This window comes from Bacillus sp. JHAA (assembly GCF_036961585.1).
GTDB classification, from domain to species: Bacteria; Bacillota; Bacilli; order Bacillales; family Bacillaceae; genus Bacillus; species Bacillus velezensis.
This window is the reverse complement of the sequence record NZ_JBAMDE010000001.1, coordinates 207,937-221,659: the sequence shown is the minus strand read 5'-3', so window position 1 is coordinate 221,659 and position 13,723 is coordinate 207,937. Positions and strand designations below refer to the sequence as shown.

General features: G+C 49.4%; 14 protein-coding genes. 11 read left to right on the top strand and 3 right to left on the bottom strand.

Annotation, left to right across the window (positions count from 1 at the left end; genetic code table 11):
- Positions 1 to 126: 126 nt before the first annotated feature.
- The 11 genes from V7728_RS01140 (at position 127) to V7728_RS01090 (ending at position 9,961) form a co-directional block, all read left to right on the top strand.
- Positions 127 to 1,071 carry an ABC transporter substrate-binding protein gene (locus V7728_RS01140; protein WP_082998484.1) on the top strand — a complete coding sequence of 315 codons (945 nt, stop codon included), beginning with the start codon at positions 127 to 129 and terminating at the stop codon, positions 1,069 to 1,071.
- The gene (locus V7728_RS01135) at positions 1,034 to 2,080 is read left to right on the top strand and encodes a FecCD family ABC transporter permease (protein ID WP_025285248.1); all 1,047 of its coding nucleotides are present in this window, start codon (positions 1,034 to 1,036) and stop codon (positions 2,078 to 2,080) included. Before V7728_RS01140 ends, V7728_RS01135 begins: the two co-directional genes overlap by 38 nt.
- Entirely contained in the window at positions 2,077 to 3,303 is a 1,227-nt protein-coding gene (locus V7728_RS01130; protein ID WP_082998485.1) for an ABC transporter ATP-binding protein, read from the top strand. Before V7728_RS01135 ends, V7728_RS01130 begins: the two co-directional genes overlap by 4 nt.
- Entirely contained in the window at positions 3,300 to 3,869 is a 570-nt protein-coding gene (locus tag V7728_RS01125; RefSeq protein WP_007613687.1) for a cob(I)yrinic acid a,c-diamide adenosyltransferase, read from the top strand. The genes V7728_RS01130 and V7728_RS01125 overlap by 4 nt, the downstream gene beginning before the upstream one ends.
- 163 nt (positions 3,870 to 4,032) lie before the next feature.
- Complete coding sequence (locus V7728_RS01120) at positions 4,033 to 5,301, top strand: MFS transporter (protein ID WP_012118411.1); 1,269 nt, start codon at positions 4,033 to 4,035, stop codon at positions 5,299 to 5,301.
- Positions 5,302 to 5,467: 166 nt separating this feature from the next.
- The gene (locus tag V7728_RS01115) at positions 5,468 to 5,848 is read left to right on the top strand and encodes a protein liaI (RefSeq protein WP_007410056.1); all 381 of its coding nucleotides are present in this window, start codon (positions 5,468 to 5,470) and stop codon (positions 5,846 to 5,848) included.
- Between the two features lie 13 nt (positions 5,849 to 5,861).
- On the top strand, positions 5,862 to 6,539 hold the full coding sequence (liaH, locus tag V7728_RS01110) for a stress responsive protein LiaH (protein ID WP_007410057.1): 678 nt from the start codon (positions 5,862 to 5,864) through the stop codon (positions 6,537 to 6,539).
- Positions 6,540 to 6,644: 105 nt separating this feature from the next.
- Complete coding sequence (gene liaG / locus V7728_RS01105; RefSeq protein ID WP_025285245.1) at positions 6,645 to 7,514, top strand: LiaG family protein; 870 nt, start codon at positions 6,645 to 6,647, stop codon at positions 7,512 to 7,514.
- A 26-nt stretch (positions 7,515 to 7,540) separates the two neighbouring features.
- The gene (gene liaF / locus V7728_RS01100; protein ID WP_015240555.1) at positions 7,541 to 8,272 is read left to right on the top strand and encodes a cell wall-active antibiotics response protein LiaF; all 732 of its coding nucleotides are present in this window, start codon (positions 7,541 to 7,543) and stop codon (positions 8,270 to 8,272) included.
- On the top strand, positions 8,269 to 9,351 hold the full coding sequence (gene liaS / locus V7728_RS01095) for a two-component system sensor histidine kinase LiaS (RefSeq protein ID WP_003151796.1): 1,083 nt from the start codon (positions 8,269 to 8,271) through the stop codon (positions 9,349 to 9,351). The genes liaF and liaS overlap by 4 nt, the downstream gene beginning before the upstream one ends.
- Positions 9,329 to 9,961, top strand: coding sequence for a response regulator transcription factor (locus tag V7728_RS01090; RefSeq protein WP_059367854.1), 633 nt, complete (start codon positions 9,329 to 9,331; stop codon positions 9,959 to 9,961). The genes liaS and V7728_RS01090 overlap by 23 nt, the downstream gene beginning before the upstream one ends.
- Positions 9,962 to 10,003: 42 nt before the next feature.
- Here V7728_RS01090 and V7728_RS01085 read toward each other — a convergent pair whose 3' ends face one another.
- From V7728_RS01085 to V7728_RS01075, 3 genes are read right to left on the bottom strand one after another with little or no spacing between them, the layout of a single operon-like run.
- Positions 10,004 to 11,116 (bottom strand): Ger(x)C family spore germination protein, encoded by a 1,113-nt coding sequence (locus tag V7728_RS01085; RefSeq protein WP_012118406.1) that lies wholly within the window; start codon positions 11,114 to 11,116, stop codon positions 10,004 to 10,006.
- Entirely contained in the window at positions 11,113 to 12,213 is a 1,101-nt protein-coding gene (locus V7728_RS01080) for a spore germination protein (protein ID WP_025285244.1), read from the bottom strand. Before V7728_RS01080 ends, V7728_RS01085 begins: the two co-directional genes overlap by 4 nt.
- Entirely contained in the window at positions 12,188 to 13,630 is a 1,443-nt protein-coding gene (locus tag V7728_RS01075) for a spore germination protein (protein WP_012118404.1), read from the bottom strand. The genes V7728_RS01080 and V7728_RS01075 overlap by 26 nt, the downstream gene beginning before the upstream one ends.
- Between the last annotated feature and the right edge of the window lie 93 nt (positions 13,631 to 13,723).

Genomic DNA, 13,723 nt, shown 5'->3' with positions numbered 1-13,723 from the left:
ACAATTTGCTTTCATGCAAAAAGGCCGGATATACAAGCCTTAAAGACTTATAGTATAATTACTGCGAAAAAAGGATACGAATGTCAAAGAGACAATCGTTTACCATAATCAGGGGGAGTTAAAAGAATGAAGAAGATCACTGCCGTCTGGGCGGCGCTCTTGGTCACCGCCCTTGTGATCGCCGGCTGTTCCGGCGCACAGGAAGAAGGAAGCGCGGCCAAACAAAAAGCCGTCTCAACCGAAGCATTCCCGGTAACCATTAAGGATGCCGCGAACGAAAAAGTAACCATAAAGCAGGCACCGGAAAAAATCGTTTCCCTCATGCCGAGCAATACGGAAATTACATACGCGCTCGGACTGGGAGATAAGGTCGCAGGCGTCACGACAAATGATACATATCCGAAAGAAGCGGTAAAAAAACCGAAAGTCGGAGATATGAATGTGAACGCTGAAAAAGTCATCGCGCTGAAGCCGGATCTCGTGCTTGCCCACGCGTCCTCTATGTCCGCTTCCGCCGATGCGATGAAGCAACTGAAAGATGCGGGCATCACCGTCTTAACGGTCAATGATGCGCAATCGTTCCAAGACGTGTACAAATCTATCAGCATGATCGGGAAAGCGGCCGGCAAAGAAAAGCAGGCGGATAAGCTGATCAAATCGATGAAATCCGACCTTTCCGGCATAGAAAAGAAAGCGGCGGCCATTTCTGAAAAAGACGAAAAGAAAGTATTCGTCGAAGTGTCTCCTGACGGCTACACGACGGGGAAAGGCACGTTTATGAACGAAATGCTTGAAGATATACACGCGAAAAACGCCGCCGGCAGCCAGACCGGCTGGGTTCAGCTGACGGATGAAGCGATTGTCAAAATGAATCCGGACGTCATCATTACGACAGACGGCGTAAAGGCCGCTGAAGTGGAAAAACGCGCCGGCTGGGGTGCCGTCAATGCAGTCAAACACCACAATGTCTATTCTGTTGATCCCGACCTTGTCACACGCTCAGGCCCGCGCCTTGTCAAAGGGGTCGAGAAGCTTGCAGAAAGCGTTTATCCTGAAACGTTTAAAAAGTAACCGCCCGCTGGCCTACACGGTCAGCCTGCTGTTTTTAGCCGTTTGTACGGCACTCGGCATTTCAATCGGCAGTCTGCATATTCCTTTATCCGACGTTTTTTGGATCGGGATCGGCCGGACATCCTCGGCTGATCCTATGAATGTAAATATTATGATGAATATCCGCCTGCCGAGAGTCGTTCTGGCTGCCCTTGTCGGAGCCGCGTTATCCATTGCGGGAGCGGCGTTTCAGGGACTTCTGAAAAATCCGCTCGCCGACCCTTATACACTCGGGGTATCTTCGGGAGCCTCGGCGGGAGCCGTTATCACCTTGTTTTTCGGCATTCAGATTCCCGTCATCGGCCGGTTCACACTACCGGTTGTCAGCATTGCCGCAGCGATTGCGGTCATGGCGGCGGTTCTGTTTTTCAGCCGCCTCGTTCATGCGTCGATGTCGGTTTCGACGCTCATTTTGACAGGCATCATCATGAATTCTTTTCTCGGGGCTCTCATATCGCTTGTGATCGCTTTAACGGGCAATGATCTGCTCCCGATTGTCCGCTGGCTGTTAGGAAGCGTGTCAATGAGGGGCTGGGGCTATGTCGCGCTGTTTCTGCCTTTTTTTCTGGCCGGGACGGCGCTTCTGCTTATCAATGGCAGAGAATTAAACATTATGACTTATGGAGAAGAAAAGGCAAGGCTGTTAGGCGTCAGTACGGGAAAAAGAAAATGGCTGATGATCGCCGCCGGATCTCTGCTGACGGGAGGAGCGGTTGCCGTCTCGGGGACGATCGGATTTGTCGGCCTTGTCATTCCCCACGTGACACGGCTTTTATGGGGAACGGATCATCGCCATTTACTGCCGCTGTCAGCATTGACGGGCGCCGGGTTTCTCATTTTGGCGGATTTGTTTTCCCGCACCGTCATTGAGCCTGTCGAATTGCCGATCGGCATTATGACGGCTTTGGCGGGAGCGCCTGTGTTTGCCTTGATTCTGCTTCGCCAGCATCATGGAGGGAAACGCTTATGATCAGGGTGAGCAGCCTGTCCGGCGGGTACGGAGGCCGGATGATTGTGGAAGATGTCAGCTTTACCGCCGGAAAAGGTGAATTTGTCGGCATACTCGGTCCGAACGGCTCGGGAAAAACAACGCTGTTGAAATTGTTGACGGGAATGCTCTCTCCGTCAAAAGGCGAGGCGCTCGTCGCAGGCAGGCCCGTCGGCGGGTACAAGCCGCGGGAACTTGCGAAAATCATGGCCGTTTTGCCGCAGCATACGGAGCAAGCTTTTACATTTACCGTTAAGGAAACAGTGTCTTTCGGCAGATACCCGTATCAAAAAGGACTCTTCAGACAGATGGATCAACATGACGAAGACATTGTCCGGGAAGCGATGGAAATGACGGGCATCGACCGATATGCGCAGCAATCCGTCCGCAATCTGAGCGGCGGGGAGCGGCAGCGCGTCTTTCTGGCGCAGGCGCTGGCTCAGCAGCCTGAGGTGCTGTGTCTGGATGAGCCGACGACCTTTCTTGATCTCAAATATCAAAAAGACCTGCTTGATACGGTGAAGCGGCTGACGAGAGAAAGAGGCCTGACGGTCATCAGTATTTTTCACGACCTAAATGCCGCAGGCCAATATTGTGATCAGCTCCTGATGATGAAAGACGGACGCGCTTTTCCGAAGCAGACGCCGGATCAGGCTTTGAAAAAAGAGACGATTGAAGACATTTACGGCATCACCGTCAGCGCTGTTGCTCAGCTATCGTCGCCGAAACCGCTGATCGCTTTCATGCCGGAAGCGCGGGAGGAAAGAGAGCCTGTCAACGTTCCGTTCACCTCTCTGATAAACAAAAGCGGAAATACCGTAACGCTTCATACAGAACGGCCGTTCAGAATGTTGTCAACCGCATCTGACGGCCCGGGCTTTTCGTGGAGCTGCCGGCTTTCCAGCTCAGCGGCCGCTGGTTTGATCTGCCGTACGTTTGATTCGGTCACAATTGCCGTGACTGCGCAGCTTACCGTTTGGGTGCTGATCAGCGGACGTTTATCGGAACAGGGATTTGTACGGCTGTTAACGGCAGCGGCTGAAGCGAGAATGCAGGCTCTTTCCGGCAGACAGGCAAAAGGCGACATTGTCATTTGTGCCTTGCAGACAGGAGAGGCAATAGACGTCCCTCACGCGGAAAGAGCCGTCAGAAGAGGAACCGCGGCATGTGTAAAAGCGGCGGAAGAAGGAGGAATACAACGATGAAGCTGTATACGAAAACCGGCGATAAAGGACAGACAAGCCTGATCGGCGGCAGAACGGATAAAGACAGTCTGCGGGTTGAAAGCTACGGGACGATTGATGAGCTGAACAGCTTTATCGGGCTTGCGCTTGCGGAGCTTGATGATTGTGAGAATTGCGGTGATGTGAAAGCCGAACTCCGAAACATTCAGCATGAGCTGTTTGACTGCGGCGGCGACTTGGCGACGGTCACTGAACATAGAAGCTATACATTAAGAGAGACATCTATTTCCGCATTGGAAGACTGCATAGACCGTTACACGGCTGAAGCGCCCCCGCTTGAGAAATTTATTCTTCCGGGCGGGCATAAGGCGGCTGCTCAGCTTCACATCGCGCGGACCGTCACGAGACGGGCTGAGCGTCTCGTCGTCAAACTCGGCAAAACAGAAGAGATAAATGATACGGTGATGCGTTACTTGAACCGCCTGTCTGATTATTTTTTCGCGGCGGCAAGAGCGGTCAACGCAAGACAAGGCGTTCAGGATATAGAATATGAAAGAAGCGCCGCGGTATTCCGTGATGATGAATAACGTTTTGTTCAGCCGGCAGCTGCAAGCCGGCTGTTTTTTTATAAGATATCCATCAATTGAACCTTTATTGACAAGAGGAAAATGTATCTTATGCATTATTGACTGAAAAATTAAAAAATGAGATATTATAAGAAACATTGTAAAATAATGGGGGATTTGATAGATGGATACATATAATAAGAGCGAGAGCATCTGGAATAAAAATTTCACCCTTCTGTTTATCTCAAGGCTGGTTAAATTGTCAGGCGACGGTTTTGCCTTTAATTCCATTCTATGGTTTTTGATTTTTGACGGGGAAGGCGCGATCGGCACGTCCCTGCTCATTGCGGTCACGTTCCTTCCGGAGGCGATGCTGGCGCCGATTACCGGGCCTTTTATGAAGCAGCATACGCTGAAATTCTGGATGTATTTCTCCGACCTGACGCGCGCGGCGGTCGTGTTGATCATTCCGGTCTGTTACTTTAACGGTTTTTCTCCTTTATGGTTTGTCATGCTTCTCATGATTGTGCATTCAGCCACGGGAGCCGCTTATAATCCTGCATCTATCTCATTAATCCCCAATATTGTCGGAGAAAGCAGCCTGCAGAAAGCGAATGCGGTCATCCAGTCATCAGGCCAGATCGTCAGGCTTGCCGCCATTACGCTGAGCGGGGTGTTCTTAACATTTATCAGTCCCGCTTATTCTTTGTTTATCGCTCTTATATTCTATCTTCTATCAGGTTTTCTCGTACTTTTTATGTCATACCAAGTCCAGCATGCCAAACAGGATCCAGTCGCCGTCAGACAGCGCGGGACGTATTTCGGAAGGCTCAAACGGGGTTTCGTTCTTGTCAGGAAACACCAGATTTTATACCCGCTCGCCATCTATTGTATCTTCATGAATTTTGCGGCCGCTCCGTGGGAGGCGCTCTCTGCCGTTTATGTCGCCGAAGATTTAAACATGCCGCCGATCATCTACTCGCTTTTGAAAGCGACAGGCACGGGCGGAGCCTTTTTAATGGGTTTTATTTTGGCTAAGGTGAAGGTGAACAAATACGGTCTCCTGTTTGTGTCAGCGGGAATCATAGAAGGAGCTGCATTTTTCATCACCGGCCTCAACACTTTTCTGCCGCTCGTCTTCCTCGCCGCGTTTGCGTTCGGATCTGCCGTCAGCGCTATTAATGTGCCGGAATATACGATTATTCAGACGTCTGTGGACCATGATGACCAGCCGCAAGTCTATGCCGTCATCCATATGATCTCAAACATATCCATTCCGCTCGGCGCGGTTCTTTGCGGATACGCGGCTAACGCCTTCGGTCCCGGAAAAGTCATTGCCGCCGGCGGTCTCGTTGAAGTCCTGTCCGGTCTCGGAATATTGTTCTTTACGAAGCTGGCCAAAGCCGAACGTTCAGATCTCATCAGGGAAAAAGAAGCGAGCATCAGAATATAGATTTTTCGTGAAACGCCCTGCGCCGTCCGGTGCAGCGGCGTTTTTTTATGCGAAGGTCCGGGGGCTTATACGACTCCGGTCTGATATGAAAATCAATCTCTGACTCGTTTTGCCGGCCGCGGGATTTGTTTATAGTAAAGACAAGGAAAACGAAAGGAGGATCTGCATGAATATAAATGGCAAAACGGCAGGCGGCTTTCTGCTGATTGTGTTCGGACTTTCTGTCTTTTTCGGAGGAGGCCATTTCGCATTTATCATCCCGCTGGCGATCGGAGGCCTGATGCTTTACTGGGGAATCAAACGTTTTTCAAAAGGCCGGGCGGTATCGGGTATCATCGCGGGCGTCATCGGAGCTATGATTCTCGTCGGTTCTCTTCCATTTATCGTTGCGATCGGACTGGCCGGCGCCATGGTGTATTTCGGGTGGAAGATGATGAAGCAGGGCGGCTCAGACACCGCTTCCCGCCAGTATGAACCGGAAGCGGCATCACCGGGCTATCAATCCGGATTTGACTCTGAATGGGAAGAATTTCTGAAGAAAAAATAAGGAGGAAGACAAAATGGTCTTAAAAAGAATAAGAAATATGTTCGTCGCATCTGTTAACGAAGGGCTTGATAAATTAGAAAATCCGAAAGTCATGCTGAATCAATATGTGCGTGATATGGAAAGTGACATCGCTAAGGCGAAACAAACAATTGTCAAACAGCACACGATTGTCCATCAGTTTAAGAAAAAACAGGAAGACGCCTCCGAAACGGCGGCAAAACGGAAAAACCAGGCTCAGCTTGCTTTTGACGCCGGGGAAGAGGAGCTGGCGAAAAAGGCGCTGACTGAAATGAAATACCTTGAGGGAAAAGCGGCCGAACATGAAAAAGCGTATGAGCAGGCGAAAACACAGCTGGCAGAGCTGAAAGAGCAGCTGGAAACTTTAGAAACGCGCCTTCGCGACGTAAAGGATAAAAAACAGGCGCTCATCGCCCGCGCGAACGCGGCAAATGCGAAGGAACATATGAACGCTTCTTTCGACAAAATTGACAGCGAAAGCGCCTACAGAGAGTTCCTTCGAATGGAAAGCCGCATTGAAGAAATGGAAGTCCGCGTCAAATACGGCACTTCAGCTGAGGCGAACACAGAATACAGCCGCTCCCAATATTCAGACGAGGTGGAAGCTGAGATTGAAAAAATGCGCTCGCTTTCTCTGGAAAAAACAGAGCGTCAAAAAGCGGCTCATGAATAATGTGCACAAGGGAAGATCGGCGCGTTTACGCCTCTTCCCTATACGCACGTATCAATTCTCCGGCTTTTCCTTTATAATAAAATGAATGAAAAAGGATGGAACGTAATGAAGCGTAAGATTGCCAAAGGACTGATGGCGGCGTCCGTTCTGATCTGCTGTCTGTTTTTGGTGAAAGAAGTGTTTGCCGGGCGTTTTTTTCCGCTGTACGAAACAGAAGCGGAATCGGCAAGCATACCGCCGCGTGCCGTCAACAGCCTGTCGGTTTCATCGGAACAGACGGATGTAAAAATCATCGCGGAAGCGCGGAATGATATCGCGGCAAACATGACGGGACCGGCGGGGAAAATGTTTGTCCAAAGCAGGGGAAAGACCCTCAATCTTAAAGCGAAGGAGAAAGGGTTCCAATTTCTGAATCTCTTTCAGCGTCCTCTGCTGATTGTCCGCATTCCGTATGATTATCATCGGGACATCACCGTCCATACATCAAGCGGCAGCATTGCCGTTGACGGAAACAAGGGGCTGTCTCTTGCGCACCTCGTCGTCCGTTCTGTAAGCGGGAACATGTCGCTGAAGCACGTGAAGACGGATGTGTTTGAAGCGAAGGGGCTGTCGGGCAATCTCACAGCAGCAGGCCTTGCGGCAAAAACGGGGGCTGTCCGCTTATCCTCGGGACATGTCGGGCTTCAACATGTGGCGGGCGCCCTTGACGTGCGGGTCGCTTCCGGCAGTGTCGACGCCTCGCTTGAGACGGCGGATGCTCCCGTATCCGTCAGGCTTGCGAGCGGCAGCGCAGCGATCAGCCTGCCGAAAGACGGAAGTTTTACGGTGAACGCCGAGACGGCAAGCGGAAGGATCCGGCCGTCTTATTCCTTTGAGAAAACGAGTAAGGAAGGCGGGGCATTTACCGGCATGAAAGGCAGCGGCGCCAGGCCGATTGATATAAAAGTGACGAGCGGCAATATTGCACTGCAATAGTCAAGGAAAGGAGGGGCAAGCAGCTGATGGCAAAAAAACAGATTCTCGGACTTATCATCGCCTTATTAGGCGTCAGCATGTTTTTGCGTATTATCGGCATCGGCGACTTCTTGTTTTGGCCGCTCTTTTTTCTGATTACAGGTTATATTTTTAATAAATATTCCCGCGGCTGGCTCGGCTCCGTCCTGTATATCTTTGCCGCTTTTTTATTTTTGAGGAACCTGTTCAGCGCCACCTTTAACCTGTTCGGCTATGCCTTCGCCGCCTTTCTCATATACGCGGGCTACAGGCTCCTGAAAGGAAAGCGCGTGTATGAACATAAAGAGAAGAAAATCAATCTTGAAAAAGAAGAGCAGCCAAAGCCTTCCGCCCAGACGGAAAGCAGACAGCCGGACCTCCGCAGCTTTTTTATCGGCGAGCTCCGGATGATGAAGGACCCGTTTGAGCTGAATGATTTAAATGTTTCCGGATTCATCGGCGATGTGAAAATTGATTTGTCAAAAGCGATGATTCCCGAAGGAGAAAGCACGATGACCATCAGCGGTGTCATCGGCAATGTCGATGTGTACGTCCCGCCGGATGTCGAAGTGTCCGTCAGTTCATCGGCTTTTATCGGCGATATGAACCTGCTCGGCTCTAAGAAAAGCGGCATGAGCCCGAATCTGTATAAAGTATCGTCTGAGTACGGCGACTCGCCGCGGCGGATTAAAATTTCAATTTCGTTATTCATCGGCGATGTGGATGTGAAGTATTTATGAGGAAAAAATTACTCGCCAATATTCAGTGGCGCGCCATGCGGATGACCGCGGGACTCAGTCTGCTCCTTTGCGCGGTGTTTATTACGCTGATGCTGCTGTATTACGGGCTTGACCCGATGCTGCTGTTTTCTTCCGGCTGGTTCGGTATTCCGTTTGTGGTCATCCTGCTTCTGGCGTCTCTTTCGGCGGGGTTGATTTCCGGTTATGTATATGGCGGCCGCCTGAAAACAAGAATGGATACACTGATTGAAGCGGTTTTGAAATTTGAAAACGGCAATTTTGCTTATCGGGTGCCGCCGCTCGGCGATGATGAAATCGGTCTGGCGGCAGACCAGCTCAACGAAATGGCCAAGCGGGTCGAGCTCCAGGTCACATCGCTGCAAAAGCTCTCCAACGAGCGGGCGGAATGGCAAGATCAAATGAAAAAATCAGTCATCACTGAAGAACGCCAGCGGCTGGCGCGCGATCTGCACGATGCCGTCAGCCAGCAGCTCTTTGCCATTTCTATGATGACATCCGCCGTCTTAGAGCAGGTGAAAGATGCGGATGACAAAATCGTCAAACGGATTCGCATGGTTGAACATATGGCGGGGGAAGCGCAAAACGAGATGAGAGCGCTGCTATTGCATTTGCGGCCCGTCACTTTAGAAGGAAAAGGCTTAAAAGAAGGGCTGATTGAGCTGTTAAAAGAGTTCAAAGCGAAGCAGCCGCTGGATATTGAGTGGGACATCAGCGATACGGGTGTGTCAAAAGGCGTTGAAGACCATCTGTTCCGCATCGTGCAGGAGGCGCTTTCCAACGTTTTCAGACATTCAAAGGCGACCAAGGTCACCGTCAGGCTCGGCGCGAAACATCAAAAACTTCAGCTTAAAGTCATTGATAACGGGGCGGGTTTTACGATGGATCAAGTGAAAGCATCCTCATACGGCCTGCATTCCATCAAGGAAAGAGCGAGTGAAATCGGCGGCATAGCGGAAATTATCTCCGTAAAGGGAAAAGGCACGCAGATCGACGTGAAAGTCCCGATTTATCAGAAAACAAAAGGAGAGAACGACAGTGATTCGAGTGTTACTGATTGATGATCATGAAATGGTCAGGATGGGTCTGGCCGCATTTTTAGAAGCACAGCCGGACATTGAAGTCGCCGGTGAAGCATCAGACGGGCAGCAGGGCGTCGATCTGGCCGCAGCGCTTTTGCCGGATGTGATTTTAATGGACCTTGTCATGGACGGCATGGACGGCATCGAAGCGACAAAACAGATCTGCGCGACACTCAATGATCCGAAAATCATCGTGCTGACGAGCTTCATTGATGACGACAAAGTGTATCCGGTGATCGAAGCGGGAGCGCTCAGCTATTTGCTGAAAACGTCCAAGGCGGCAGAAATAGCCGAAGCCATCAGAGCGGCTGCCAAGGGCGAACCGAAGCTTGAATCGAAGGTGGCGGGAAAAGTGCTGTCAAGGCTGCGCCATTCAGAGAATCAGCTTCCGCATGAAACGCTGACAAAAAGAGAACTGGAAATCCTCTGTCTCGTCGCGGAAGGCAAGACGAATAAAGAGATTGGTGAAGAGCTGTTCATTACGATTAAAACGGTGAAAACCCACATTACGAATATATTGTCAAAGCTTGATGTCAGTGACCGCACGCAGGCAGCCGTATATGCCCACCGCAATCATCTCGTGACATAAGAAAAGGAGAGCGGCGCCAGCACACTCTCCCGAGGGACGGGGTCATTGGGACATTCCCTTTGTTCCGAAATCCCTGATGGCGACTTTGACTTTGTATTCAATATCCGATTCACTGAAGTGATGATCCCAGTCAGAGGATATCTTTTTCCATTTATCGGGATAATGAATCCGGACTTGATCGCCTAACCCGGTAATATCCACTTTCAACTCATGCTGCATGTAATCAATGAATGCCATGACATCTGAATGAATGCTGCGTTTTACCGCGTTTTTGATTTCATTTATATAGGACTCCTTGAAAGAATCTTCTTTCGGGTTCCAATCCTCAGACAGACGGCCTTCAACAAACCGGGTTACGATAAACTTGAATTTTCCATTTTTATATTTTGTTTTTACATTATATTTGCTGGAAAATACTTCGAAGGATAAATAATGATTGTCATGCTTTGCAAACGTGACGCCTCCCTTTACCGTGCCTGTGAACAGGTTCATATTCTGGACTTGTAAAGGCGTTAAATTCGCATACCAGAATTTATTTTTAATAATGGTAGCGCCCCAGATTTCCAGTCTGCTGCCCACTTGGCGCACTTGAGGAAGGGCAAAGGTCTCGCCTTTGGCGATTTTCTCTGATATTTCCCCCAATGTCACGGGCGCCATCATCCGGATGGTGACCGAATTATTCTCCGTTAAGTCATAGATCGTATTTGACGCAGGTTCTCCCTGGTCACTGATTTTGAAAATATCTTTCGTTTTATCCGGCACCGTCATCACATTGCAGCTTCTTCTCGTACCGTTGTCCCTGATAAATTGGTTCATCAATGCGTCAAGCGGGATGTGATCCTTTAACAGCGCTTCGGAAAACAGCATGATGCGCAAGTGCTGGGAGAATGCGGGGTGATTTTTTAACGATGCCGTCCTTAAAGCTTGATGGACGGTTTCCCCGGGAGTGGAAGTCACCTTTGTCGTATTGCCTGACGACGACTGCTGGGAACTTGCTTTTTGCGGAACCAGAATCTGCTGTGTCACTTCCACATTTTCTTCCTCGGGTTTATCGAGCCCGACTCCGATAACGAGGCTCAAGTCTTCTAAATTGCGGCTGTCCCAGCAGCCGGCCAAAAGCAATGTGCAAAGGATGATTACGATGTATGTCTTCATTGCGCTTTTTTCACCTTCCTTTTCACAGCGACGACTCCAAACATCAGTAAAGGCAGCAAAAAGAAAACCAAGAAGATATAGCCGAGAATATCACTGAACAGCATCAGCTTGTTAGCGTCTTTTGGCATCAATGATCCGAGGAATGTCGCGATGCCTACGAAGATGACGCCCTTTTTCTGCTTCAGCCCGAAAATTTTATTAAGAGCTGAAGTCGCGAAATATCCGTATGATACATAGGTGGCGAAAAACTGGATGATCCAGACAACAAGCAAAAAGGACTCGAACCTTTCGATAAAAAGCCCTTTGATTTCAAATGATTGAAAGAGCGCGATCGTAGGCCAGATCATTGTTTTGACATCTTGGGTGGTTAAGGCGCCGACGACGAGAACGTAGGTAATGATGTATAAAATAATCGGGATGCCAAAGCCCATGGCCGACACGCGGAATGTGTGCTTTTTATTTTTGAGGTACTCGGGGAGAAACAGCATAATCTCAATTCCCAAGAAGGAAACAGAAACGACGGTCAAGGAAGCCATAACGGGAGAAAACCCCTGCCCGAGCACCGGCCGCAGGTTATCGAGATCAAATATTTTAAAGCTGAAAGAAAACACCACCAGCAAAATAATGATCGTAATCGTTAAATAGAAAGGAAAGAGCCTGCCGATATCGCTCATGCCGCCGATAATTAAATAAACGGAACAGGCGATAAAGATAAACAGCGTGACCGGCACGGGCGTTCTTTCCAATAAAAAGAACTTGACCATTTCCGCCATCGCCCGGGCTTCGAAGCTGGCGACTCCTATAAAATAGAGACAGATCATAAGATTGACGATATTTCCCGCCCATTTGCCGAGTCCTTCATTCATATAATCAAATAATGATCCGTACTGATGCTTTTTCATAATGAGCGTATTGAGATAAATCAAAAAGATAAAGATGACGCCTTCCAGACATAACGCGATCCAGCCGTCCGGCGAATTTGCCCTTGATGACAGCGCCCGCGGCATGGTGAGGAGTCCCGCGCCGAGCATCGTGTTTGAAATCAATGCTGTCCCTTGATAGCTTGTAAGCTTATTGTGAGTTGTTTTCTGGCTCATTTACGTTTTTCGCCTCTTTTGGTTGATTTTTAATAGGGAGACGGAGAATAGAGTCGTTTGCGTTTTTTAAGCTGAAAAATCCATTCGGCGAGAAATACGGAGAACCGAAGCTTCGCTGTCTCGATAAATGAGTGTAGATCGCCAGCATAAATAAAATCATGCCGTACAGCCCGAAAGCTGCCGCGGTAAACATCGAAATGAAACGGAGCACACGGAACGACAGACCCATCCCGTACTGCGGCACCGTAAATGAAGCGAGCGCGACAATGCTGACCACGATGACCATGATGGAGCTGACAATATTCGCTTCAACGGCCGCCTGGCCGATGACGACCCCGCCCACCAATCCGATCGTCTGGCCGAGCGGGCTGGGAAGCCTCAAGCCCGCTTCTCTCAGCAGCTCTATCGTAATTTCCATTACCATCGCTTCAATGATAGGCGGGAAGGGAACGTTTTCTCTGTTCGCCGCGATGGTGACTGCAAGCGATGTCGGCAGCAGCCCTTGGTGAAACGAAACGAGGGCGATATAAATGGACGAAAAAAACAGCGTAATAAAAATAGACGTAAACCGCAGCACCCGGATGAGCGAGGCGGAAATCCACCGTTCATAATAATCATCGGGAGACTGCATTAAAATTCCTAAAGAAGCCGGAACCACCAGCGCAAACGGCGAGTTGTCGACAAGGATGGCGACGCGGCCGTTGAACAAGGCGGAAGAGACTTTATCAGGCCGTTCCGTATTTTGTATTTGCGGAAAGGGCGAATACTTATTATCCTCAATAAGCTCCTCAAGCGTTCCGGAATCCTGGATGTCGTCCATCTTCACTTCGCTGAGGCGCTTTACAACATCGCTGACGACAGACGGGTCCGCCTTATCATCTATGTACATGACCGTGGCGTATTTTAACTTATTTTCTCCGATCGGAACCTTTTTCGTTTTCAGCTTCGGATGGTTCGTGCGCTGCCTGATCATGGCGACGTTTGTATCAGAATCTTCTATGAAGGCGATTTTCGGACCTCTTACGACCTTTTCGGATGTGGGTTCATTCACGCTTCTTTTTTCTCTTTTTCCCGTGGACAAAATGTATACGCTGTCAAGTCCGTTAATAAACACGGCGCATTTTCCCCGCAGAATGGAGATGACGGCTTCCTTCGACGTAAAGACGGGACGGGCGTCGATCTTATCAAGACGTTTCGTCACCGTATCCAGCGTCAGAGTGTCTTCCTCCTGAAGAAGCGTTTCAATCGCCTCTTTTATTTTGTCTTCGTCGTTCATTTCACTCAGATACATATAATAAAAAACAAGCCCGTTCGGAAGCATCTTTTTATTTTGAACCAGGTCATCATTCTGCTCTACGTGGGGAAGCACCAGTGCCAGATTAACGTGTATGTATTCCTTGAATTCCGATTGCGCCATCGACAGTCACCCGCCTTCCAATCCTTAATTGAGGTTATCTTTTCCTGTTAAAAAAATGATATACTATGATAAAGTATTTAATGGTACAAGTTT